The sequence below is a fragment of the Tabrizicola soli genome (assembly GCF_015999335.1).
Taxonomy (GTDB): domain Bacteria; phylum Pseudomonadota; class Alphaproteobacteria; order Rhodobacterales; family Rhodobacteraceae; genus Tabrizicola; species Tabrizicola soli.
Genome location: NZ_JAEACP010000005.1, coordinates 21905 through 45487, shown reverse-complemented (window position 1 = coordinate 45487; position 23583 = coordinate 21905). Strand labels below are relative to the sequence as shown.

Genomic DNA, 23583 nt, shown 5'->3' with positions numbered 1-23583 from the left:
GGGCGCAAGGCCCGTCCCGCGCATTGACCAAGGAATATGCCCATGACCATTTCGGCACGCCCCCCGCGCCGTCTGGAAAGCTTTGTCTCCGGCCGCTGGACCCCCGGCGCCAAGGAGGGCCAGGCCCTGCGCGACGCCGCGACCGGAGACGTCGTGGCCACCATCGACTCCACCGGCATCGACTTTGCCGCAGCACTCGCCTACGGACGCGAGATGGCGGGGCCGAAGCTGCGCGCCATGTCCTTCCATGATCGGGCCGGGATGCTGAAGGCGCTTGGCCTGAAGCTGATGGAACTGATGGAAGAATTCTACGCCGAAAGCCTGCACACCGGGGCGACCCGCGCGGATGGCTGGATCGACATCGAGGGCGGGATCGGCACCATGCTGACCTTCGCCTCCAAGGCACGGCGGGAACTGCCGAACACCCGCGTGCTGACCGATGGCGAGGTCGAGGTGCTGTCGAAGGACGGTAGCTTCGTCGCCCAGCACATCTTCACGCCGCTGCAGGGCGTGGCGGTCCACATCAACGCCTTCAACTTCCCGGTCTGGGGGATGCTGGAGAAGATCGCGCCCACCCTGATCGCGGGCGTGCCCTGCATCGTGAAACCGGCCAGCCAGACCGCCTACCTGACCGAGCTGGTGGTGCGGCGGATCGTGGAAACCGGCCTTCTGCCCGAAGGCGCGCTGCAACTGATCTCCGGTTCGGTCGGCGACCTGTTGGACCATGTGACGGGGCAGGACGCGGTGACCTTCACCGGCTCGGCCTGGACGGGGCGGAAGCTGAAATCGCACAAGGCGGTGATCGAGAATTCGACCCGTTTCACGATGGAGGCGGACAGCCTGAACGCCTCGATCCTGGGTCCCGATGCGGGGCCGGGAACGGCGGAGTTCGATCTGTTCGTGCGTGAAGTGGCGCGCGAGATGACGGCGAAGGCCGGGCAGAAATGCACCGCGATCCGCCGCGTCTTCGTGCCGCGCGCCCATGTGCAGGCGGTGATCGCCGCGCTTGGCGACCGGCTGGAGAAGACACCGCTCGGCCTGCCGGGGGATGAGGGGACGCGGATGGGTCCCTTGGCCTCGCTTGACCAGCGCGACGAGGTCCGAGCGCGGATCCGCGACCTGCAGGCGGATGCCGAGATCGTGGCGGGCAATCCGGATCAGGTCCGCGTCGCCTCGGGCGATGCCGACGCGGGGGCCTTCCTGAACCCGGTGCTGATGTATTGCGACAAGCCCTTCGCGGCGGGCGCGGCGCATGATGTCGAGGCCTTCGGCCCGGTCTCCACCGTCATGCCCTACGACGATATCGAGGAAGCCGTGGCGCTGGCGGCCAGGGGCAAGGGCTCCTTGGTGTCGTCCGTATTCACCGAAGATCCCAAGGTGGCCGAAGCGGCGGTGCTGGGCCTCGCTCCGCATCACGGCCGGGTGCTGATCGGCAACCGGGCGACGGCGAAATCCTCCACCGGGCACGGCTCGCCGCTTGCGCCGCTGGTCCACGGTGGTCCGGGCCGGGCCGGCGGCGGCGAGGAGATGGGCGGGATGCGCGGCGTGAAGCACTACATGCAGCGCACCGCCGTGCAGGGCAGCCCGCGCTTGCTGTCGGCGGTGACGGGCCGCTGGGTCGAGGGGGCCGACGTGCAGCAGGGCGTGCATCCGTTCCGCAAGTCGCTGGCCGAGCTGAATATCGGCGACCAGCTGGTCACGGCGGCGCGGCAGGTGACGCAGGAGGATGTGGAACATTTCGCCCATTTCACCGGCGACACCTTCTATGCCCATATGGACAGCGCGGCGGCCAGGGCGAACCCGTTCTTCGACGACCGCGTGGCGCATGGCTACCTGATCGCCTCCTTCGCGGCGGGCCTCTTCGTCGATCCCGCGCCCGGCCCGGTGCTGGCGAACTACGGCGTCGACTCCTTGCGCTTCCTGACGCCGGTCTATTTCGGCGACACGCTGCAGGTCCGGCTGACCTGCAAGGAAATCAACCCGCGCGCCGGCGCCGAACACGGCGAGGTGCGCTGGGATTGCCGGGTGACCAAGCAGACCGGGGCCGTGGTGGCGCAGTACGACGTTCTGACCATGGTGGCCAAGGTCTGGCCGCCGGTCGCCGCTCGGGCGGCCGAGTGACCCGGCGCATCTACAGCTGGGACGGCATCGTCCCGGTGATCGACCCCACGGCCTTCGTCCATCCGGAGGCCGTGGTGATCGGCGACGTGCTGATCGGCCCGGCCTGCTATGTCGGCCCCGGTGCCGTGCTGCGCGGCGACTTCGGCCGCATCGTGATGGAGAGGGGCAGCAACCTGCAGGAGACCTGCGTCGTCCATGCCTTCCCCGGCAAGGATGTGGTGATCGAGGAAGCCGGCCATATCGGCCACGGCGCGGTGCTGCATGGCTGCCGGATCGGCCGCAATGCCATGGTCGGGATGAACGCCGTGGTGATGGACGAGGCGATGGTGGGCGAGAACTCGATCATCGCGGCGCTGGCCTTCGTGAAGGCGGGGGCGGTGATCCCGCCGCGCAGCCTGGCGGTGGGGTCGCCGGCCAAGGTGCTGCGGGAACTGTCCGACGACGAGATCGCCTGGAAATCGCAGGGCACCGCTATCTATCAGCGCCTTGCCCTGGAGGCGCCGGAGAAACTGCGCCCCGTCACGCCCCTGACCGCGCCCGAGCCGGATCGCAGGCGCGCCGAGGCGCCGGCCTATGACCCGAAGGTTCTGGCGGGCCTCAACGGACGGATTTGATCCCTTCCAGGATCAGCGTCGTCGCCACGTCGGCATAATCCTCGCGGCTGATCCGGCCGCCGTCCTTGAACCACATGTAGACCCAGTTCATCATGCCGAAAAGCGACATGGTCACCGGCATCAGAAGCGGCCGCTCCCTGGTGTTCAGCCCCGGCTTGACCTGGTCCAGCACGGTAGAGAACCGCCGCACGATGCTGCGTTCCAGCGCCATGATCTCGGCCTTCTGCTCATCCGACAGGGCTGCGGTCGCGTTCAACTGCACCTTGTGCTGATTGTCCGCGCCCCGGTAATTCTCCAGCACCGTGCCCACCAGCTTGCGCAGGCGCTGCTCGGGCGGGAGCGTAGGATCGTCGGCCTCCTCGATGGCTGCGTCCAGGCCTTCCAGATGGGTGATGATGATCGCGAAGATCAGCGCATCCTTGCTGGGATAATAGTGGTACAGCAGCGCCTTCGACACCTGGGCGACGCTTGCGATCTGGGACATGGAGGCCTTCTCCATCCCCTGTTCCGCAAAGACCTGGGCCGCCTTGTCCAGAATGCCGCGCTGCTTTTCCTCGAAATCTGCTGCCCGTGTCCGAGCCATGATGTTATTCCTGACGCTGCCAATGTCGAAGGGGCATCGCTGCCCCTTCTAAAGCAAGCATATGATTGTGTCACTGACCGGACGGTCAGCCTTTCGGGCGATTGTCCACGACGCGCTTGGCCTTGCCTTCGGAACGGGCAATCGCATTCGGATCGGTCACGTTGATGCGCGTGGAGACACCGACGATGGCCTTGATGTGATGCGCAAGCTCTTTTGCCGACCTGGCGCGGGCATCGGCGTCCACCATGTCGGCGGTGCATTCGACATGGACGGTCATGTTGTCCATGCGCCCCTCCCGCGCGAGTTCGATCTGGAAATGCGGGGCGAGGCCGCGGCATTTCAGGATCTGCTCCTCGATCTGGGTCGGGAAGACGTTGACGCCGCGCAGGATGATCATGTCGTCGCTGCGGCCGGTGATCTTCTCGATCCGCCGCATGCTGCGGGCGGTGCCGGGCAGCAGACGGGTCAGGTCCCGGGTGCGGTAGCGCACCATCGGCAGGCCTTCCTTGGTCAGCGTGGTGAAGACCAGCTCGCCCATCTCGCCATCCGGCAGCACCTCGCCCGTCACCGGGTCGATGATCTCGGGGTAGAAGTGGTCCTCCCAGATGTGCAGCCCGTCCTTGGTCTCCACGCATTCCTGCGCCACGCCGGGGCCCATGACTTCCGACAGGCCGTAGATGTCCACGGCGTGCATGTCGAACGCCTCCTCGATCTCCTGCCGCATCGCGTTGGTCCAGGGTTCGGCCCCGAAGATGCCGACCTTCAGCGAGGATTGCCGCGGGTCGAGGCCCTGGCGGCGGAACTCGTCCAGGATCGACAGCATGTAGCTGGGCGTGACCATGATGATCTGCGGCTGGAAGTCCGAGATCAGCGAGACCTGGCGCTCGGTCTGCCCGCCCGAGATCGGGACGACCGTGCAGCCCAGCCGTTCCGCCCCGTAATGAGCGCCGAGGCCGCCGGTGAAGAGGCCATAGCCATAGGCATTGTGCAGCATGTCGCCGGGACGGCCGCCGGCGGCGCGGATCGAGCGCGCGATCAGGTTGGCCCAGACGTCGATGTCACCCGCGGTATAGCCCACCACCGTCGGCTTGCCCGTGGTGCCGGATGAACCATGCACGCGGACCAGTTTCGACCGGGGAACGGCGAACATGCCGAAGGGGTAGGTCTCGCGCAGGTCCTGCTTGTAGGTGAAGGGGAACTTGGCGATGTCCTTCAGCGTCTTCAGTTCTTCGGGATGGACGTCATGCTCGATGAAGCGGTTGCGGTAGAAGGGCGAGTTCTCGTAGGCGTGTTTCAGCGACCGCTTCATGCGGTGGAACTGCAGGGCCTCGATCTCGTCGCGCGAGGCGATCTCGATCGGGTCCAGGTCCTGCTTGCGGGGGGTAAGATCTTCCATGGTTCCTCCCTCGGGAAATAGCTACGCCGGTCAGCCGTCGACCGGAAGATGGGTGCCCTTGACGGTGCGCGACAGGCCGCGGAATTCCGCGACATGCACCCCGTCCTGATTGGTGACGCGGACGTCGTAGACGCCCGACCGGCCCTGGCGCGACACCTCGCGGCAGGCGGCGGTCAGCCGGTCGCCCACACGGCCGGGCGCGAGATAGGTGATCGAGGCATGTTGCCCGACCGTGCGCTGGTTGTAGCCGTTGCAGGCGAAGGCGAAGGCGCTGTCGGCGAGGGTGAAGATATAGCCGCCGTGGCAGGTGCCGTGGCCGTTCGACATGGCCTCGGTCACGGTCATCGACAGCGTGGCCTCGCCGGGGGCGAGATGGTCCATCACCATCCCCAGCCGCTGGCTGGCCGAATCGTCGTTCCAGAGCGCCTTGGCCGAGGCTTCGGCCAGCTCCTGCGGGGTCATCTGCGCGACAGGTTTCATTTGCCGGTGAACCTTGCGGGGCGCTTGTCCAGGAAGGCGGTCACGCCCTCGGCATAATCGGCGCTTCGGCCGGCCTGCTGCTGAAGATCGCGTTCCATGTCGAGCTGTTCGTCAAGCGAGTTGGTCGCGGCGGCCTGGATCAGCCGCTTGGTGAGGCCAAGGCCCAGCGTCGGCCCGGCGGCAAGCGATCCGGCCAGCTTCGCCGCCTCGGCCATCAGTTCGGCATCCTCAACGGCCTTCCAGATCAGGCCCCAGTCGGCGGCCTTTTCGGCGGGCAGCGGCTCCGCCGTCAGGGCCAGCGCCTTGGCGCGCGGCTCGCCCAGGATGCGGGCCAGCGACCAGCTGCCGCCCGCGTCGGGAATCAGGCCGATCCTGGCGAAGGCCTGGATGAACTTCGCCGACTTTGCCGCCAGCACGATGTCGCAGGCGAAGGCGATGTTCGCGCCTGCGCCCGCCGCCACGCCGTTCACCGCGCAGATCACCGGCTTCTCCAGCCCCCGAATCAGCCGCAGCGTCGGGTTGTAGAAGGTCTCCAGCGTGTGGCCGAGATCGGGGACCGGCCCGCCCTTGCGCGGATCGCGGTCGCCAAGATCCTGGCCCGCGCAGAAGCCGCGCCCCGCCCCGGTCAGCAGGACGGCGCGGACGGCCTCGTCCTCATGCGCGCGCCGGATCTGGGCGCGGAGCGCCAGGAGCATCTCCTCGTTGAAGGAATTCAGCTTGTCCGGCCGGTTCAGGGTCAGGCGCAGCACGCCCGTGTCAAGGCTGGCAAGGACGGTGTCGGATGTGGTCATTGGAGCGTCTCCCCGTCCGGATCCATTTTCCGGACGCCTTGAAAAAGCTCTTGCATAAACCGACCGGCCGGTCAATGATAAAACCCGTCGGGGAGGAGAGCCCTCGGCAGGAGGATATCATGGCGGACTTCTTCGACCTTCACCGGCCGACGCTTGAGGCGGCCGTCTCGGCCCTTGCATGCCGCGAATACTGGACCCCCTACCCGGAGGTGCCCAGCGGCAGGATCTATGGCGAAACCGCCAAGGCCGAGGGCGAGTCCGCCTTCGCCGCGCTGTTGGGCCAGGAATTCGACCTGCCCGGCCATCCGGGCCAGGCTCGCGCCGGGGCCGAGGTCTCGCCCTTCGGCCCGACCCTCGCCATCCGCTACCCCGCTGCGACGCCCGACGAACTGATCGCCGCCGCCACGGCTGCCGCGCCCGCACTGGCCGCGGCTTCGCCCGAAACCCGCGTCGGTGTCTGCCTCGAGGCGCTGGCCCGGCTGAACCGGCAGAGCTTCCTGATCGGCAACGCCACCATGCACACCACCGGGCAGGCCTTCGCCATGGCCTTCCAGGCCGGCGGCCCGCATGCCCAGGACCGCGGCCTTGAAGCCGTCGCCGCCGCCTGGACCGAGATGACCCGTTTCGCCGCCACCGCCCGCTGGGAGAAGCCGCAGGGCAAGGCCGCGCCGATCGTAGTGGAGAAGTCCTGGACGCTCCGCCCCGCCGGGATCGCGCTGACCATCGGCTGCAACACCTTCCCGACCTGGAACTCCTACCCCGGTCTCTTCGCCAGCCTTGCCACCGGCAACCCGGTGATCGTGAAGCCGCATCCCCGCGCCATCCTGCCGCTGGCGCTGACCGTCCGGGTACTCCGCGAGGTGCTGGCCGAAGCGCGCCTGCCCGCCGATGCGGTGCTGCTGGCCGTCGACGAACCGGGGGCCGAGATCACCAAGGACCTCGCCACCCGGCCCGAGGTGAAACTGATCGACTACACCGGCTCCTCCACCTTCGGCCAATGGCTCCGCGACAACGCCCGCCAGGCGCAGCTGTTCACCGAGGAGACCGGCGTCAACAGCGTCGTCATCGCCGCGACCCGCGACCTTGATGGCATGTGCGCGAACCTCGCCTTCGCGCTCTCGCTCTATTCCGGCCAGATGTGTACCTCGCCGCAGAACCTCTACATCCCCGCGGGCGGCATCGAGACCGACAAGGGCCACAAGTCCTTTGACGAGGTCGCCGCCGGCCTTGTGACGGCCATCGACACCCTCCTGTCCGACCCCGCCCGTGCGGCAGGCGTCTGCGGAGCCATCGCCAACCCGGCAACCCAAGCCCGCGCCGAGGGGACCGCCGCCAAGGGCCGTATCCTGCGCGCCGGGGCTGCCAAGGGCGAACCGGGGCCGCTTCTGCTGGCAGTGGACGCCAACGACGCCGTCACCGGCGAAGAATGTTTCGGCCCTGTCGCCTTCCTGATTGCGGCCAAGGACGCCGACGCCGCGATCCGGCAGGCCGCGACCCTTGCGACCGAGAAGGGCGCGATCACCGCCGCGCTCTACGACACCGACGAATCGCGCATCGGCCGCGCCGAAGCCGCCTTTGCGCAAGCCGGGGTGAACCTGTCGATCAACCTGACCGGCAACATCTTCGTCAACCAGTCCGCGGCCTTCAGCGACTTCCACGTCACCGGGGCCAACCCCGCCGGCAACGCCAGCCTGACCGACACCGCCTTCGTCGCCACCCGCTTCCGCCGGGTGATGTCGCGCCGGCTGGCGGCCTGAATTCATCAGTAACTCTCTGGGAGGAGACCCATGAAGACTTTCCTGACCACCACCGCCCTGATCGCCCTTGCCATGCCCGCCATGGCCGAGATCAAGCTTGGCGCCTCGATTTCCGCGACCGGCCCGGCCGCCTTCCTGGGCGATCCGGAGTTGAAGACCCTGGAAATGCTGGTCGAGGACCTGAACGCCAAGGGCGGCATCAACGGCGAGGAAGTCACCCTGATCGCCTATGACGACAATGGCGACCCGAACAAGGCCCGCACCTTCGCGACCCGCCTGGTCGAGGACGACGAAGTGGTCGCCATCATCGGCGGCACCACCACCGGCACCACCATGTCGATCCTGGCCGTGGCCGAGGACGCCGAGATCCCCTTCATCTCGCTGGCCGGGGCCATCGACATCATCGACCCGGTGAAGCCCTACACCTTCAAGACCCCGCACACCGACCGCATGGCCTGCCAGAAGATCTTCGAGGACATGCAGAAGGCCGGGATCACCAAGATCGGCATGATCTCGGGCACCGACGGCTTTGGCGCCTCGATGCAGGCCCAGTGCAAGACGGTGGCCCCGGACTACGCAATCGAGATCGTCGCCGACGAGACCTATGATCCCAAGGACGCGGACATGACCGCGCAGCTGACCAAGATCAAGGGCACCGAGGGCGTGCAGGCGATCCTGAACCCCGGTTTCGGCCAGGGCCCGTCGATCGTGACCCGCAACTACAAGCAGCTGGCGATCGAGCTGCCGTTCTACCAGTCGCATGGCGTCGCCTCGGACGGGTTCATCGAGCTTGCCGGAACGGAAGCGGCCGAGGGCGTGCGCCTGCCGGGCACCGCGCTTCTGGTCGCCGGCCTCTTGGCGGCGGATGACCCGCAGAAGCCGGTCGTCGATGCCTACAAGGCGATGTTCGAGGAAAAGACCGGCACTCCGGTCGGCACCTTCGGCGGCTATGCGCATGACGCCTTCCTGATCATGACCGACGCCATCACCCGCGCCGGTTCGGCCGAGCCCGCCGCGATCCGCGACGCAATCGAGGCGACCTCGGGCCTCGCCGGCACCACCGGCGTCTACACCTTCACGCCCGAGGATCACCTGGGCCTCGACCTGACCGCCTTCCGCATGCTGGAAATCCAGGGCGGCAAATGGACCCTGGTTCAGTAATCCACCCGCCGCGCCCCTGACCGGGCGCGGCGACCCATTTCGGGCCATCGGGGGGCTGGGACGCATGTCGGAACTTCTGCAATTCCTTCTGTCCGGGGTGACGGTCGGCGCAGTCTACGCGCTGGTCGCCCTGGGCTTCACCATCATCTACAACGCCTCCGACGTGGTGAACTTCGCGCAAGGCGAGTTCGTCATGCTGGGCGGGATGATCACCGTCTTCACCTATGCCGCAGGCGCGCCGCTGCCACTGGCCGCGCTGGTCGCGATCGTGGCGACCGCCGCGCTGGGGGTGGCGATGAACAAGCTCGCGATCGAGCCCGCGCGGGGCGCCCCGGTCGTGTCGCTGGTCATCATCACCATCGGCGTGTCGATCTTCATCCGGGGCGCGGCGCAGCTGGTGTTCGACAAGCAGATCCACAGCTTCCCGGCCTTCTCGGGCGACGACCCGCTCCGCATCCTGGGCGCGACGATCCTGCCGCAAAGCCTCTGGGTGATCGGCGGGGCCCTCGCGGTCTTCGTCGGCCTCTGGCTGTTCTTCACCCGGACGCTGCTCGGCCGGGCGGTGCTCGCGACCTCGAACAACCGCCTCGCCGCGCAGCTGGTGGGGATCAATACGCCCTTCGTGATGACCCTCTCCTTCGCGCTTTCCGCCGGGATCGGCGCGCTGGCGGGCGTGCTGGTCACGCCGATCACCATGACCTCATACGACGTGGGCCTCGCCTTCGCGCTGAAGGGCTTCGCCGCCGCCATGCTGGGCGGCATGGGCAATCCCAAGGGCGCACTCGTCGGCGGCTTCCTCCTGGGCGTGCTCGAGGGGCTGACGGCGGGTTACCTGTCCTCGCAATACAAGGACGCCGCCGCCTTCATCGTGATCCTCGGCGTGCTCTTCTTCCTGCCGCAGGGCCTTTTCGGCCGCAAATCGACCGACCGGGTGTGACCATGCGACTGACTCCGAAATCCGTCACGCTCCTCGCCCTTGTCGTCCTGATCGCGCTGTCGCCGATCTTCTTCCCCTCGGGCTTCTACTACCGCATCGGCGCGCTGATCTTCGTCAACGCGCTGGCCGTCACCGGCATCGTGATCCTGACCGGCTGGGCCGGGCAGATCAGCCTTGGCCACGCCGGGTTCGCCGGGATCGGCGCCTATGCCTGCGCCCTGGCTCCGGTGCATTGGGGCATCCATCCCGCCCTGGCAGTCGTTCTCGGCGCGGCGATCTCGGCCGTCCTCGCCTGGCTCGTCGGCCGCCCGATCCTGCGGCTCAAGGGCTATTACCTCGCCGTCGCCTCGCTGGGGATGGGCATCCTGATCTCGATGGTCCTGAACAACGAACGCGAGCTCACGCGCGGCCCCGATGGCATCGACGTGGCCGAGCTTGGCCTGCGCGGCGTGCTGAAGGACGCGGGGCTCGACCTGTCGAACGGCCAGTTCTGGTATTTCTTCTGCGGCATCGTCCTGATCCTTGGCGCCTGGCTGGCGCTGAACCTGCGCGACAGCGCCACGGGCCGGGCGCTGCGGGCCTTGCATGGCTCCGAAGTCGCGGCCAAGACCGTGGGCATGGACGTGGCGCGGCTCAAGCTGCAGGCCTTCGTGATCTCGGCCGTCTACGCCTCGGTCGCGGGCTCGCTGTTGGCGCTGCAGAACAAGTTCATAACGCCGGATGTCGCGGGCTTCATGCACTCGGTCGAGATGGTGACGATGGCCGTCCTGGGCGGCGTCGGCTCGGTCGCGGGCGCGATCTTCGGCGCGGCGGTGCTGACGCTGCTGCCGCAGGTGCTGACGGTCTTTGCCGAATACGAACAACTGGTCCTCGGCGCCGTGATGGTGCTGGTGATGATCTTCCTGCGCGAAGGCGTCGTCCCGTCGATCCTGCGCAAGATCCGGGGGAGGGGCGAATGACTCTGCTGTCGATCGAGGGGCTGGGGATCAGCTTCGGCGGGCTGAAGGCCGTCAACGACGTCTCCTTCACCGTGAAACCCGGCGAGATCGTCTCGGTCATCGGGCCGAACGGGGCGGGCAAGACCACGCTGTTCAACATGATCTCGGGCGTCTACCGGCCCGGCATGGGCAAGGTGGTGCTCAATGGCGAGGACGTGACCGCCATGTCCCCGCACCTTCTGGCCCGCCGGGGCATGTGCCGGACCTTCCAGAACCTCCAGGTCTTCCAGTCGATGACCGTGCTGGAGAACACCATCGCGGGCTATCACCTGCAGGAAAGCGGCCATGTACTGTCCGATCTCCTGAACCTCCCCGCCTCGCGCCGCCGCGCGAAAGCGGCCGAGGCCGGGGCGCGGGAGCTTCTGAAGCGCGTCGGCCTGGAACGCGCGGCCGAGCGTGAGGCGGGCAGCCTCTCCTATGGCTCGCTCAAGCGGCTGGAGATCGCGCGGGCCATGGCGCTGAAGCCCAAGGTCCTGCTTCTGGACGAACCCGCCGCAGGCTGCAACGCGGTCGAGACCGAGGAGATCGACCACCTGATCGCCGAGATCGCCGCCTCGGGCGTGGCGATCCTGCTGGTGGAGCACGACATGAAGATGGTGATGCGGATTTCCAACCACATCGTCGTCCTCGACCACGGCGAGAAGATCGCCGAGGGCGACCCAGCCTCGGTCAGCCGGAACCCTGCCGTCATCGCTGCCTATCTGGGGGCCGAAAATGCTGCTGGTTGAAGGTCTGCGCGCCCGCTACGGGCGGATCGAAGTGCTGCACGGGATCGACCTTGCCGTGAACTCGGGCGAGATCGTCACCGTCATCGGGGCGAACGGGGCGGGGAAGACCACGCTTCTGCGTTGCCTCTCGGGCGTGCATCCCCTGGCCGGAGGCTCCGTCACCTTCCGGGGCGAGCCGATGTCGGGCGTCCCCGCCTGGCGCCGCGTCGGCCGGGGCCTGTCGCAATCGCCCGAAGGCCGGCAGATCTTTACCAACCTGACGGTGGAGGAGAACCTCCGCCTCGGCGCCTATCTCTACGCCGACGACCGGGTGGAGAAGGACATGGCTGACGCCTTCCAGATGTTCCCGATCCTGAAGGAAAAGCGCAACCTTGCGGCCGGGGGCCTGTCCGGCGGACAGCAGCAGATGCTGGCGATGGCGCGGGCGCTGATGGGCCGGCCGTCCTGTCTGCTCCTTGACGAACCCTCGATGGGCCTTGCCCCGATCATCGTCGCGCAGATCTTCGACGTGGTGAAGGGGCTCAAGGCGCTGGATGTCACCGTGCTCCTGGTCGAACAGAACGCCTATGGCGCGCTGAAGATCGCGGACCGGGGCTATGTGATGGAGACGGGCCGGATCACGATGGACGGCCCGGCCGAGGCGCTGATCGCCGACCCACGCATCCGCGAAGCTTACCTGGGGATTTGAGATGATTGTCAGCATCGACCGCGACGGCGACATCGCCCTGGTCACCGTGGACAACCCGCCGGTGAACGCCCTTGGCCAGGCCCTGCGCCAGGGCCTTTGGGACGCCGTGGGCGCACTGGACGCCGATCCGACCGTCCGCGCGGTGGTGCTGATCTGCGCCGGGCGCACCTTCATCGCCGGGGCCGACGTGAGCGAGTTCGGGAAGCCCCCTGTGCCCCCGCATCTGCCCGACCTCGTGGACCGACTTGAGGGCGCAGCAAAGCCCTGGACCGCCGCGATCCACGGCTCGGCCCTCGGCGGCGGGTTCGAGGTCGCCATGGGCTGCCGCTTCCGCGTGGCGCTGGATAGCGCCTCGGTCGGCCTTCCCGAAGTGACCCTTGGGATCGTGCCCGGGGCCTCTGGCACCGTCCGGACCCCGCGTCTTGCGGGCGTGGAAGCGGCCGTCGAGCTGGTCACCACCGGCCGTCCGGTCAAGGCCGGCAAGGCGCTGTCGATGGGCCTTGTCGATGCCGTCGTCAGCGGAGACCTGCGCGCCGAATCCCTGGCCTTCGCCCGCAAGGCCCTGACCCACCCCCTGCCGCCGCCGATCTCGGCCCGCCCCGTCACCTCGCCTGACCCGGCCTGGTGGGACGAGCAGCGCAAGGCCATCGCCAAGCGCGCCAAGGGGGAGGTCGCCCCCCTCCGCGCGCTCGACTGCCTGCGCATCGCCGCCGAGAAGCCCTTCGCCGAGGCGATGGCCCACGAACGCGCGACCTTCCTGGAACTGCGCGCCTCCGACCAGGCCGCCGCGCTGCGCCACATCTTCTTCGCCGAACGCGCCGCGCCCAAGCCCGCGCATCTGGCCGGTGTGAAGCCGCGCGAGATCCGCTCCACCGCCGTGATCGGCGGCGGCACGATGGGCGCGGGCATCGCCGCCGCGTTGCGCGACGCGGGCCTGCCCGTTGTGCTGATCGAGCGCGACGAGGAAGCCGTCCAGCGCGGCCTTGCGAACCTCCGCTCCATCTTCGACGGCGCCGTCAAGCGCGGCAGGCTGACCGAGGCGCAGGCCCGGGCCCGCATGGACGGGGTGACGGCAGGCAGCGACTATGCGCTCCTCTCCGGCACCGGCCTCGTCATCGAGGCCGTCTTCGAGGACCTCGCCGTCAAGCGCGCCGTCTTCGCCCGGCTGGGCCAGGCCTGCCGCCCCGACGCGATCCTTGCGACCAACACCTCCTACCTCGACCCCCGCCTCATCGCCGAGGGCCTGCCCCACCCCGACCGTTTCATCGGCCTGCACTTCTTCAGCCCGGCCAATGTGATGAAACTGCTGGAGATCGTGCCGACCCCGACGACCTCGCCCGAAACCCTCGCCACCGGCTTCGCCCTTGCCCGGCAACTGGGCAAGATCCCGGTCCAGGCCGGGATCTGCGACGGCTTCATCGGCAACCGCATCCTGAAACGCTACCGGGCCGAGGCGGAAACGCTGGTCCGCGACGGCACCCCCATCGCCGCCGTCGACGCGGCCATGCGCGCCCACGGCTTCGCCATGGGCCCGTTCGAGGCGCAGGACCTGGGCGGTCTCGACATCGCCTACCTCCAGCGCGAAGGCGCCCGCGCCTCGGGCCAGGACGCGCCGGAAACGCTGGGAGACATCCTGGTCCGCGCGGGCCGCAAGGGGCAGAAGACCGGCGGCGGCTGGTACGACTACGCGCCCGGCGACCGGACGCCGAAGCCCTCGGACACGACCGCCGGCCTGCTGGCGGGCCGGATCACCGCAGGCCCGACCCTGACGGCGGAAGGGATCGCCAGCCGCCTCACCGGAGCCATGGCGGCTGAAGGCAAGGCGATCCTGGAGGAAGGCATCGCGCTGAAGCCCTCGGACATCGACCTGGTGGAAGTGCACGGCTACGGCTACCCGCGCTGGCGCGGCGGGCCGATGTTCGCGGCGGAGGGCTGAGGTCAGCCCTTCGTCTCGACCCGCCCCCCGGCCGCGACCCAGCCGGTGAAGCCCTCGGGAATGTGGCTGGCGGCAAAGCCCATGTCCTGCAGCGTCGCCACCGCCAGCGCCGACCGCCAGCCCGAGGCGCAGTGGAACACGAACTGCTTCTCCTCGGCGAAGACCGGCTTGAAATAGGGGCTGTCCGGGTCCACCCAGAACTCCAGCATACCGCGCGGACAGTGGAAGCTGCCGGGGATGAATCCCGACCGCTCGCGCTCCCGCACGTCGCGCAGGTCGACGAAGACCACATCCGACCTTCCCAGCAACGCCACCGCCTCGGCCGCCGGGATCTCCTCGATCCGGGCCCGGGCGGCGGCGACCATCGCGGCCGAGGACAGCGCCAGCGGCATCAGATCGCCGCCTTGCGCATTTCGTCCAGATAGATCTCGCGCAGCCGGACCGCCACCGGGCCGGGCTTGCCCGTCCCCACCGGCTTGCCGTCCACCTCGACGACCGGCATCACGAAGATCGACGCGGCGGTCGAGAAGGCCTCGTCCGCGCCCTGGGCCTCTTCGGGGGTGAAGGGCCGCTCCTCGATCTCGTACTGCGCCTCGGCCGCGAACCGCAGCACGGCGGCGCGGGTGATCCCGTGCAGGATGTCGTTGCCGAGCGCCCGGGTGATGATCCGGTTGCCCTTGACGATATAGGCGTTGTTCGAGGTGCCTTCGGTCACCCGGCCCGCCTCGTCGGTGAACCAGCTGTCATCGACGCCGGCCTTCTTCGCCGCCATCTTGCCCATCGACGGGTAGAGAAGCTGCACCGTCTTGATGTCGACCCGGCTCCAGCGCAGGTCGGGGATGGTGATCACCCGGAACCCGGTCTTCGCCGCAGGCGCATCCGCGAGGTTCGGAATGTTCTGGGTGAAGGCGACGATCGTCCCCGGCAGCGAGGCATCGGGGAAGACGAAGCTGCGGTCGCCCGGATTGCCGCGGGTGACCTGCAGGTAGATCATTCCCTGGTCGATCCCGTTCCGCGCCACCAGTTCGCGGTGCATCGCCAGAAGCTCCTCCTCCGGGATCGGGCAGGTCATCTCCAGCTCGTTCAGCGACCGCGCCAGGCGTTTGGCGTGGCCATCGAAGTCGATCAGCTTGCCCTCCAGCACCGAGGTCACCTCATAGACCCCGTCCGCCATCAGGAAGCCGCGGTCGAAGATCGAGACCTTGGCTTCGGTCTCGGGCAGGTAGTCTCCATTCACATAGACGGTGCGGGTCATTCTCTATCCCCAAAGCTGCGGCGAGGCCGGGTGGATGGTACGGTCGTCGTAGATGACCGGATGGGCGCGGTCCTGCGCCATGTCGGCGGGGCCGTCAAGGTCGGACCAGTCGGCCCCCTGCGCGACCAGGATCGCCGGGGCCATCGAGAGCGAGGTCGAGATCATGCAGCCGACCATCACCTTCAGGCCCAGCCGCCGCGCCTCGTCCCGCGCCCGCAGGGCTTCGGTCAGGCCCCCGGTCTTGTCGAGCTTCAGGTTCACCACGTCATACCGGCCGACCAGCCCCGGCAGCGAGGCCGCATCATGGGCGCTTTCATCGGCGCAGACCGGCAGCGGGCGGGCGATCTCGGCCAGCATGTCATCGGCGCCTTGCGGCAGGGGCTGCTCCACCATCTCCACCCCCAGCCGGATCAGGTGCGGCGCGAGGTCGGAGTAGACCTCGGGCGTCCAGCCTTCGTTCGCATCGACGATCAGGCGGACCTTGGGGGCGCCCTGCCGCACCGCCTCGATCCGGGGCATGTCGGCGGGGGTGCCGAGCTTGACCTTCAGCACGGCCCGATGGGCATTACGGGCGGCGGCGGCGCGCATCGCCTCCGGCGTGTCGAGCGAGAGGGTGAAGGCGATCTCCACCGGCCTCGGCTCGGGCAGGCCCGCAAGTTGCCAGACCGGCTTGCCCGTGGTCTTGGCCTCCAGATCCCAGAGCGCGCAGTCCACCGCATTCCGCGCCGCGCCGGGCTTCATGGCGTGTTGCAGGGCGGCCCGGGTGATCGCTTCGGGCAGGGCGTGGATCGCCGCAATGGCCTCCTCCACGGTTTCGCCATAGCGCGGGTAGGGCAGCCCCTCGCCCCAGCCGCGATGGCCGCCGCGGGTGACGGTGGCCGTCACCACCCGCGCCTCGGTCTTGGATCCGCGCGAGATGGTGAAGGGATTGCGAAGCGGGAAGGTCTCGGCCTGGGCGGTGATCATGGGCGGACTGTAGGGGGACAGGCTGGGTTTGGGAAGGCGCAGGGATTTCTGCGGCCGCAAAAGGCATGTTGCACTGCGGCGCGCAACAATATAACCACATCACCGCAACCCGCGTAATATCATTGCCGACAGGTATCCCCATGAGCTTCCGCCTGCAACCCCCCGCCCCCGCCCGCCCGAACCGCTGCCAGCTTTTCGGCCCCGGCTCGCGGCCCGAGCTGTTCGCCAAGATGGCGGCCTCGGCGGCAGACGTGATCAACCTCGACCTGGAGGATTCGGTCGCCCCGGCCGACAAGGCCCAGGCGCGGGCGAACATCACCCGGGCGGTCTCCGAGGTGGACTGGGGGAACAAGACGCTCTCGGTCAGGATCAATGGGCTGGACACGCCCTTCTGGTATCGCGACGTGGTCGACCTCCTGGAACAGGCGGGCGAGCGGCTGGACCAGATCATGATCCCGAAAGTGGGCTGCGCGGCGGATGTCTATGCGGTCGACGCGCTGGTCACCGCCTGCGAGGCGGCGGCGGGGCGGAAGAAGCGGATCAGCCTGGAGGTGATCATCGAGACGGCGGCTGGGATCGCCCATGTCGAGGAGATCGCGGCCTCCTCACCGCGCCTGCAGGCGATGAGCCTGGGCGCGGCGGATTTCGCGGCCTCGATGGGGATGCAGACCACCGGGATCGGCGGGACGCAGGAGAACTACTACATGCACCGCGAGGGGGCGAAATACTGGTCCGATCCCTGGCACTGGGCGCAGGCGGCGATCGTGGCGGCCTGCCGGACGCATGGCGTGCTGCCGGTGGACGGGCCGTTCGGCGACTTCTCGGACGAGGAGGGGTTCCGGGCCCAGGCGCGGCGGTCGGCGACCTTGGGGATGGTCGGCAAATGGGCGATCCATCCGAAGCAGGTGGCGCTGGCGAACGAGGTCTTCACCCCGTCCGAGGCGGCGGTGACCGAGGCGCGCGAGATTCTGGCTGCGATGGAGGCGGCCAAGGCCGCGGGCCAGGGCGCGGCGGTCTACAAGGGCCGGCTGGTGGACATCGCCTCGATGCGGCAGGCGGAGGTGATCGTGCGGCAGGCCGACATCATCTCGGGGAATCGTTGACAGGTTGCCCGGGAAAGGGGCAGCGTTCCCCATCGGTCGCCTGAAAGCCGGGCGGACCGCGAAGGATACCTGAGCCGCGCATCAGGGGTGGGGAGACCCCGCGCGGCGAATGGGAGGATGCACGCCCCGTGGCCCGGCCACGGGGCGCTGCTGTTTCGGGGGGTGTCCACGCGTGGCGGGAATCCGAATCCTGCAAAATCAGTGACTTGTCCGGGAGCATTAATACTCTGGTAAGGTTTGGCCCTTTGGGGTGCCCGATGCGGAATGCCCCGGAGTGCCGAAAGGCAGGCCACGGATCCGCCAATACGCAGCCGGGTCAGCCGAGCGCCTGACGGAGATGGTCCGGGGTCAACACCGAGTGCTCTCGCATGAAATCCGCCAGTTCGGCATAGAGCGAGCGGTTGCGCAGGGCGAAGGCGATGGCGGGCTCGATCTCGGACTTTCGCAGGCAGACCGGAATCGGAAGGCCGGTCCAGTCCACGAAAGCCTCGATCTTGTGGCTGTTCGACGGCGTGGTGACGAAGGGGCAGCCGGCAAGCGCCGCGGCATAGACGCCATGGTGCTGGGCTGTGAGATACAGTTCGGCGCCGCGCAGGGTGGCGACGATGTCCTCGAAGGGAAGGCGGCGCAGGCCCAGCTTCTCGCCGGGGAGGCCCGCGAAGGGATCGGGGATCAGCCCATGCGGATGCGCCCCGCCGACCAGCCGGCCGTCAAGCAGGGGGCGGGCCTTGCCCTGCGCCAGAAAGGCGGGGTCGGCGGCGGAGTCGAGCAGGACAAGCGGCTCTCCCCCGAAGCGGCGGGCGAAGGCGGCGCTGCGCGGCTCTCGCGTGGCGAGGAGCGTCAGGCCGGACAGGATGTCCGGGGCGGGGCAGTCGTATTGCTGGAAGAGCGCATTGACCAGAAGGACGCGCTTCCCCTCGCGCCGGGCGCGCGCGACCAGTTCCAGCAGGAACAGGGCGCGGGGGCCGGAATGGTGGATCGTGCCCTCGCCGTTGATCAGAAGCACCCCGGCCTGCGCGAAGGCTTCCGGGTCTATTGCGCGCGTTCCGGTGACATGGCGGCCGGTGATCGTCATCCCTGCCCCGGCGATGGCGGCGTGAAGCGAGCGCATGACGGCCTTGCAGCCGGCGTGCTGGACCTCGGAAGTGTCGTTGGCAAGGAAAAGGGTCACGAAAGGTCCGGTGCTGGGGCGTGGCGCAAGGCTAGACAGGGCGGACGGGGCGACGCAAGGCCGATGGCGGGTCCGACGGTTGCCTTTGCACCGCCCTTTGGCCATATAGGCAGCGCCGGAAGATGGAGCGCGCGATGAACTACCTCGAATTCGAGAAGCCCCTGTCCGAACTCGAAGGCAAGGCCGAGGAACTGCGCGCGCTGGCCAGGACCGGCGGCGGCGTGGACCTGACCAAGGAGGCCGAGGCGCTGGACCGCAAGGCGGAAGCGGCTCTGCGCGACCTGTATAAGGGCCTGACGGCCTGGCAGAAGTGCCAGGTGGCGCGGCATCCGGACCGGCCGCATTGCAAGGATTATGTCGAGGGGCTGTTCACCGAATTCACCTCGCTGGCGGGCGACCGGGCCTTTGCCGACGACCATGCGGTGATGGGCGGGATCGCGCGGTTCCAGGACCAGCCGGTGGTGGTGATCGGGCACGAGAAGGGCAACGACACCAAGTCGCGGATCGAGCGCAACTTCGGCATGGCGCGGCCCGAAGGCTATCGCAAGGCGATCCGGCTGATGGACCTGGCGGATCGCTTCCGCCTGCCGGTGATCACGCTGGTCGACACGCCCGGCGCCTATCCCGGCAAGGGCGCCGAGGAGCGCGGCCAGGCCGAGGCGATCGCCCGCAGCACCGAGAAGTGCCTGGCGATCGGGGTGCCCCTGATCAGCGTGGTGATCGGCGAGGGCGGCAGCGGCGGGGCGGTGGCCTTCGCCACGGCGAACCGGGTGGCGATGCTGGAGCATTCGGTCTATTCGGTGATCTCGCCTGAGGGCTGCGCCTCGATCCTGTGGAAGGATGCCGAGAAGATGCGCGAGGCGGCCGAGGCCCTGCGCCTGACGGCGCAGGACCTGCAGAAGCTGGGGATCATCGACCGGATCGTGAAGGAGCCGATGGGCGGTGCGCAGCGCGCGCCGAAAGAGACGATCGAGGCGGTCGGCAAGGCGATCGAGGCGATGCTGAAGGAACTTTCCGGCAAGAAGCCCGAGACGCTGGTCAAGGACCGGCGGCAGAAATTCCTGGACATGGGGGCGAAGGGCCTGGCCGCCTGAGCCCCTGGCTTACCGTCGTCATCGCATGGAGAGCGGGGGGGCGCTTGGACTGAAGTATTCCGACGGGTTCACCCGGCTTTGGCCCGCGGTGGTGACGGTGGTGCTGATGCTGAGGTCGGTCTGGCTGCTGGCGGCGGCGATGAAAACACTGCCGGTCGGCACGGCCTATGCGGTCTGGGTCGGCATCGGCGCGGTGGGGACGGCGGTGGCGGCGGTGTCCCTGTTCCACGAGCCGGTGAACCTGATGCGGGTCGCGGGAAACCTGCTGATCTTCGCCGGTATCGTGGCGCTGAAATTCGCCGGAAGCGGTATCGTAAGGTGGGCAATACTGCCCACCCTACCCCTGCGCTTCTGATCTGAAACCAGCTTCGGCCATCAGGCGGTCGGAGTGTGTCTCGACCTCGGCCTCCAGCCGGCGCATGAACTCCGCCACGCGCAGGCCGGGGGCGATCGGCTCCAGGAACTCGACCACGGCGGTGCCGGGCTTGCGCAGGATGCCGCGCTTGGGCCAGAAGATCCCGACATTGGTCGCGGCCGGGTGGCAGGGCTGGCCGAGCTGGTCGTAAAGCAGGCCGGTGCCGACCTTGTAGGGCTTCACGTCGCCGGGCGCGACGCGGGTGCCCTGGGGGTAGATGATCAGCTGGCCGGGCTCGGCCGTGCCCTTTGCCACGTCGGACTTCATCCGGGCGATCGCCGCGCCGCGCTTGCCGCGATCGACCGGCACGCAGCCTATGCGCAGCGCGTATTGGCCGAGGAAGGGCGTGTACATCAGCTCGCGCTTCATGATGAACTTGGCGGCCGGGACGGCGTTGAAGATCAGGATGATGTCGAGAAAGCTCTGATGCTTGGCGGCGATGATGCATTCGCCGGTCGGCGGGGTGCCCCGGACCTCGGATTTCAGGCCGGTGAGGACGCGCAGCGAGAAGATCGTCCAGCGGCAGAATGTCTTGCAGGCGACCCGCGCACCGTGGCGCGAGGCCAGCGCCCAGGGGGCGAAGACCACCGCGATCACCGCCATGGCGAGATACATCTGCACGATGAAGACCAGCGACAGCAGCCAGCGGATCGGGGTCATGTCAGCTCTCTCAGTTTCTGGAAGGCGGCGCGGCGGGTGGCGAGGAAGGCGACGAGCGCGGCAAGCGGCGGCAGGGCCAGGGGCCAGAGCCAGCCGGTGCCGGTAAAGCCGAGGCCGGTGAGAAAGCCCCCGGCGGCGTCGGTTGCCGGCAGGGCCGCGACCCCGGCCATGCCGGCGGCGGCCCCGACCCCGGCCCCGCCCAGGGCGCGCAGGGTGAAGCGGCGCACGAAGGCGCGGGCGATGTAGCTGTCCTTGGCGCCGACGAGGCGCAGGACGCGGATCACCCCGGCATTGGTCGCCAGCGCCGCGCGGGCGGCGAGCGTGATCATCGCGGCCATCGCCGCGCCGATCAGGGCGATGGAGAGCACACCAAGCAGGCGCAGGCGGGCCGCGGCCTCGGCCAGGGGGCGGCGCCAGCGGGTGTGGTCGTCGAGCGTCGCTCCTGGGGCCTCGGCCGCAAGGCGCTGGCGCAGGCCCTGGGCGTCATAGCCGGGATCGGCCTCGACCAGCTCGACCAGGCGGGGGATCGGCAGGGCCTCGACCGGGAGGTCGGGGCCGAACCAGGGTTCGAGGAGTGCGCGGGTCTCGGCCTCGTCCAGGGCGCGGAAACTGGCCACGCCGGGAGTGGTGGCGAGGACGGCAAGGATCGCGTCGGTCTGGATCTGCACCTGCTCCACCGGCGCGGAGAGACGGATCGTGGCGGTCCGGGCCAGCGCCTCGGACCAGCGGTCGGCGAGACGGCCGGAAGCGAGCGAGAGCGCGAGGGCGAAGACGCAGAGGAAGGCCATCGCGCCTGCGGTGAAGGTCGTCAGCCAGCCCGTGGGGCCGGAGGGCGGCACGACCTGCAGCGCGCGCGTTGCCGGGCTGGCGGGTTTCGCCTTGGGAAGCCTCACAGGTCGGCCCCCGCGAGTTGCACCCGGTGCCCGGCGATGCGCAGGACGCGGGCCTGGATCTGCGCCTTGGCCTGGCGGATCAGGTTCAGGTCGTGGGTGGCGACCAGGATGGTCTTGCCCATCCGGTTCAGCTCGACCAGCAGGGTGAGGATGCGCAGGGACATTTCCCAGTCCACGTTGCCCGTGGGCTCGTCCGCCAGGATCACGTCGGGATCGACGATCACCGCGCGGGCCAGCGCCGCGCGCTGGCGCTCGCCGCCGGAAAGCTGCGGCGGCAGCGCGTCGGCCAGATGCTTCAGCCCGACCCAGGACAGGAGGTCGTCCATGTCCTGCGGATCGCTCTCGCGGTCGGAAACGGTGAAGGGCAGCGCCATGTTCGCCGCCAGCGTCATGTGGTCGAGGAACTTGCAGTCCTGGTGCACGATGCCGATCCGGCGGCGGCTGCGGGCCACGTCGTCGCGTGTGAGGCTGGCAAGCTCGCGGTCGAACAGGGTGACGCGGCCGGAGGTGGGCTTCAGCTCGGCATAGGCGAGTTTCAGGAAGGTGGATTTCCCCGCGCCGGAAGGGCCGGTCAGGAAATGGAACGAGCCCGGAGCAAGGCGCAGCGAGACATCGGTCAGAAGCTCGCCGCCGCCATAGCTGTAGGCCACGTTTTCGAAGGCGATCACGACGGGTTCCCTGACTTTGGCGGCTGGCCGCGCGGCTTGACTGCGCTTTCCATCGCACAGGCGGAAAGGATTGTAAAAGGCCGCGAGACAAACCCTTGGAACCACAGGAATTAAGGGATAGAGAACTTCCGAGCGGTAGCCGAAACTGGCGTTGAGGGAACAGGATGCGGTTGGTTTGCCCGAAATGTGAGGCGAAATACGAGGTTCCGGACGACGCCATCCCGGAAGGCGGCCGCGACGTGCAATGCGCGAATTGCAATCACGCCTGGTTCCAGATGCGCCCCGTTGCGGCCGAACCGACCCCGGTCCTGACGCCCGTGGCCGAGGCGCCGCCGGTGGCGACGGCGGCGCCCTCCGCCCAGAGGCCGGAGCCCGAACCCGAGGTCGAACCCGAGATCACGCCCGAGGACCTGCCGGAAGACCTGCCCGAGGAGGTGCCGGAGGAACTGCCCGGCGCGTTGCCCGTCGAGATTCCGGTCGATCTGCCCGAGGATGCCCCCGAAGAACCCCCGGAAGATGAACCCGAGATCGCGCCGGAGCCGGGGATCGAGGCTGCGTCCGAGGCTGAGCCCGAGGTCGATCCTGAGCCAGAGATCGAGGCCGCGCCCGCCTACAAGGTGGATGACTCGGTGCTGGCGATCCTGCGCGAGGAGGCCGAGCGCGAGGTGAAGGCGCGGCGGGCCGAGACCAATATCTCGGAGCCGCCGCCCGCGCTTGGCGCTGCCCTGGCCGCGGCCGCCGCCGCCCCGGCGGCCGCCCCGGTCGCGGAAGAAGCCCGGCCCGCGGCCCGGCGCGACCTTCTGCCGGATGTCGAGGAGATCAACTCCTCGCTGCGGCCGTCCGAGCATGAGCAGGACCACACCCCGGCCGACCTGCCCCCGCCCGAGACCGGCGGCGGGTTCCGCAGCGGCTTCCTGATGGTGATGGCGGTGGCGATGATCGGCGCGGCGGTCTACCTTGCGGCCCCTGCCCTGTCGCGGCTGGTCCCGGCGCTGGCCGAGCCGCTGGACAGCTATGTCGCGCTGATCAACGGGTTGCGGCTGCAGCTGGACGGGGTGATGCGCCAGGCCACGGTGGCGCTGAACGGCGGCTGAGCCCGGCAAATCGGCTTGCCCCGGACCGGGCGGGTCTTTATCCCTTGCGGTAAGCACATTCCGTGAGGAAACCG

General features: G+C 68.6%; 24 protein-coding genes and 1 pseudogene. 14 read left to right on the top strand and 11 right to left on the bottom strand.

What is annotated here, in order from left to right; genetic code table 11:
• Window positions 1-42 precede the first annotated feature (42 nt).
• Complete coding sequence (gene paaZ / locus I7S92_RS05560) at window positions 43-2121, top strand: phenylacetic acid degradation bifunctional protein PaaZ (protein ID WP_197642498.1); 2079 nt, start codon at window positions 43-45, stop codon at window positions 2119-2121.
• The gene (locus tag I7S92_RS05555; RefSeq protein WP_197642497.1) at window positions 2118-2735 is read left to right on the top strand and encodes an acyltransferase; all 618 of its coding nucleotides are present in this window, start codon (window positions 2118-2120) and stop codon (window positions 2733-2735) included. Before paaZ ends, I7S92_RS05555 begins: the two co-directional genes overlap by 4 nt.
• Here I7S92_RS05555 and I7S92_RS05550 read toward each other — a convergent pair.
• From I7S92_RS05550 to paaG, 4 genes are all read right to left on the bottom strand, one after another.
• Window positions 2719-3318: a TetR/AcrR family transcriptional regulator gene (locus I7S92_RS05550; RefSeq protein ID WP_197642496.1), complete on the bottom strand. Its 600-nt coding sequence runs from the start codon at window positions 3316-3318 to the stop codon at window positions 2719-2721. The genes I7S92_RS05555 and I7S92_RS05550 overlap by 17 nt on opposite strands.
• Window positions 3319-3403: 85 nt before the next feature.
• The gene (gene paaK / locus I7S92_RS05545) at window positions 3404-4714 is read right to left on the bottom strand and encodes a phenylacetate--CoA ligase PaaK (RefSeq protein ID WP_197642495.1); all 1311 of its coding nucleotides are present in this window, start codon (window positions 4712-4714) and stop codon (window positions 3404-3406) included.
• A gap of 30 nt (window positions 4715-4744) precedes the next feature.
• Entirely contained in the window at window positions 4745-5176 is a 432-nt protein-coding gene (gene paaI / locus I7S92_RS05540; protein ID WP_197642669.1) for a hydroxyphenylacetyl-CoA thioesterase PaaI, read from the bottom strand.
• Between the two features lie 14 nt (window positions 5177-5190).
• Entirely contained in the window at window positions 5191-5985 is a 795-nt protein-coding gene (paaG, locus tag I7S92_RS05535) for a 2-(1,2-epoxy-1,2-dihydrophenyl)acetyl-CoA isomerase PaaG (protein ID WP_197642494.1), read from the bottom strand.
• Window positions 5986-6104: 119 nt separating this feature from the next.
• Here paaG and paaN point away from each other — a divergent pair, with 119 nt between their 5' ends.
• From paaN to I7S92_RS05500, 7 genes are all read left to right on the top strand, one after another.
• The gene (gene paaN, locus I7S92_RS05530; protein ID WP_197642493.1) at window positions 6105-7742 is read left to right on the top strand and encodes a phenylacetic acid degradation protein PaaN; all 1638 of its coding nucleotides are present in this window, start codon (window positions 6105-6107) and stop codon (window positions 7740-7742) included.
• Between the two features lie 30 nt (window positions 7743-7772).
• A complete protein-coding gene (locus I7S92_RS05525) occupies window positions 7773-8903 on the top strand; it encodes an ABC transporter substrate-binding protein (protein WP_197642492.1) in 1131 nt (376 codons plus the stop codon).
• Window positions 8904-8967: 64 nt separating this feature from the next.
• Window positions 8968-9840 (top strand): branched-chain amino acid ABC transporter permease, encoded by an 873-nt coding sequence (locus I7S92_RS05520; RefSeq protein ID WP_197642491.1) that lies wholly within the window; start codon window positions 8968-8970, stop codon window positions 9838-9840.
• A gap of 2 nt (window positions 9841-9842) precedes the next feature.
• A complete protein-coding gene (locus I7S92_RS05515; RefSeq protein WP_197642490.1) occupies window positions 9843-10799 on the top strand; it encodes a branched-chain amino acid ABC transporter permease in 957 nt (318 codons plus the stop codon).
• On the top strand, window positions 10796-11566 hold the full coding sequence (locus I7S92_RS05510) for an ABC transporter ATP-binding protein (protein WP_197642489.1): 771 nt from the start codon (window positions 10796-10798) through the stop codon (window positions 11564-11566). The genes I7S92_RS05515 and I7S92_RS05510 overlap by 4 nt, the downstream gene beginning before the upstream one ends.
• Window positions 11553-12254, top strand: a complete 702-nt coding sequence (locus I7S92_RS05505) for an ABC transporter ATP-binding protein (RefSeq protein WP_197642488.1) — start codon at window positions 11553-11555, stop codon at window positions 12252-12254. Before I7S92_RS05510 ends, I7S92_RS05505 begins: the two co-directional genes overlap by 14 nt.
• A gap of 1 nt (window position 12255) precedes the next feature.
• Window positions 12256-14190: a 3-hydroxyacyl-CoA dehydrogenase NAD-binding domain-containing protein gene (locus I7S92_RS05500; protein ID WP_197642487.1), complete on the top strand. Its 1935-nt coding sequence runs from the start codon at window positions 12256-12258 to the stop codon at window positions 14188-14190.
• A gap of 2 nt (window positions 14191-14192) precedes the next feature.
• On the opposite strand, the gene I7S92_RS05495 is transcribed toward I7S92_RS05500, so the two are convergent.
• Genes I7S92_RS05495 through dgcA form a run of 3 tightly spaced genes read right to left on the bottom strand, consistent with a single transcriptional unit; the run spans window position 14193 to window position 16411 of the window.
• Window positions 14193-14582 carry a rhodanese-like domain-containing protein gene (locus tag I7S92_RS05495; protein WP_197642486.1) on the bottom strand — a complete coding sequence of 130 codons (390 nt, stop codon included), beginning with the start codon at window positions 14580-14582 and terminating at the stop codon, window positions 14193-14195.
• A complete protein-coding gene (locus tag I7S92_RS05490; RefSeq protein WP_197642485.1) occupies window positions 14582-15445 on the bottom strand; it encodes a D-amino-acid transaminase in 864 nt (287 codons plus the stop codon). Before I7S92_RS05490 ends, I7S92_RS05495 begins: the two co-directional genes overlap by 1 nt.
• A 3-nt stretch (window positions 15446-15448) precedes the next feature.
• Complete coding sequence (gene dgcA / locus I7S92_RS05485) at window positions 15449-16411, bottom strand: N-acetyl-D-Glu racemase DgcA (RefSeq protein WP_197642484.1); 963 nt, start codon at window positions 16409-16411, stop codon at window positions 15449-15451.
• Window positions 16412-16551: 140 nt separating this feature from the next.
• Here dgcA and I7S92_RS05480 point away from each other — a divergent pair, with 140 nt between their 5' ends.
• A complete protein-coding gene (locus I7S92_RS05480) occupies window positions 16552-17514 on the top strand; it encodes an L-malyl-CoA/beta-methylmalyl-CoA lyase (protein WP_197642483.1) in 963 nt (320 codons plus the stop codon).
• 316 nt (window positions 17515-17830) lie between these two features.
• On the opposite strand, the gene I7S92_RS05475 is transcribed toward I7S92_RS05480, so the two are convergent.
• Window positions 17831-18685 carry a glycosyltransferase family protein gene (locus I7S92_RS05475; protein ID WP_197642482.1) on the bottom strand — a complete coding sequence of 285 codons (855 nt, stop codon included), beginning with the start codon at window positions 18683-18685 and terminating at the stop codon, window positions 17831-17833.
• A 134-nt stretch (window positions 18686-18819) separates the two neighbouring features.
• Here I7S92_RS05475 and I7S92_RS05470 point away from each other — a divergent pair, with 134 nt between their 5' ends.
• Together I7S92_RS05470 and I7S92_RS05465 are read left to right on the top strand one after the other, a co-directional pair.
• Window positions 18820-19779 carry an acetyl-CoA carboxylase carboxyltransferase subunit alpha gene (locus tag I7S92_RS05470; RefSeq protein WP_197642481.1) on the top strand — a complete coding sequence of 320 codons (960 nt, stop codon included), beginning with the start codon at window positions 18820-18822 and terminating at the stop codon, window positions 19777-19779.
• Between the two features lie 25 nt (window positions 19780-19804).
• The gene (locus I7S92_RS05465; RefSeq protein WP_197642480.1) at window positions 19805-20134 is read left to right on the top strand and encodes a DMT family transporter; all 330 of its coding nucleotides are present in this window, start codon (window positions 19805-19807) and stop codon (window positions 20132-20134) included.
• Here the strand turns inward: I7S92_RS05465 and I7S92_RS05460 are convergent.
• Genes I7S92_RS05460 through I7S92_RS05450 form a run of 3 tightly spaced genes read right to left on the bottom strand, consistent with a single transcriptional unit; the run spans window position 20117 to window position 22415 of the window.
• Window positions 20117-20854, bottom strand: coding sequence for a lysophospholipid acyltransferase family protein (locus tag I7S92_RS05460; RefSeq protein WP_197642479.1), 738 nt, complete (start codon window positions 20852-20854; stop codon window positions 20117-20119). The two genes, I7S92_RS05465 and I7S92_RS05460, sit on opposite strands and share 18 nt — an antisense overlap.
• Entirely contained in the window at window positions 20851-21747 is an 897-nt protein-coding gene (locus I7S92_RS05455; RefSeq protein WP_197642478.1) for a cell division protein FtsX, read from the bottom strand. Before I7S92_RS05455 ends, I7S92_RS05460 begins: the two co-directional genes overlap by 4 nt.
• Window positions 21744-22415, bottom strand: coding sequence for a cell division ATP-binding protein FtsE (locus I7S92_RS05450; RefSeq protein ID WP_197642477.1), 672 nt, complete (start codon window positions 22413-22415; stop codon window positions 21744-21746). Before I7S92_RS05450 ends, I7S92_RS05455 begins: the two co-directional genes overlap by 4 nt.
• Before the next feature lie 164 nt (window positions 22416-22579).
• On the opposite strand from I7S92_RS05450, the pseudogene I7S92_RS23450 reads away from it, so the two are divergent.
• Window positions 22580-22675: pseudogene (locus I7S92_RS23450) on the top strand (zinc-ribbon domain-containing protein); the annotation flags it as partial.
• 15 nt (window positions 22676-22690) lie between these two features.
• Window positions 22691-23509, top strand: a complete 819-nt coding sequence (locus tag I7S92_RS05445) for a hypothetical protein (RefSeq protein ID WP_242070086.1) — start codon at window positions 22691-22693, stop codon at window positions 23507-23509.
• The last annotated feature ends 74 nt before the right edge of the window (window positions 23510-23583 follow it).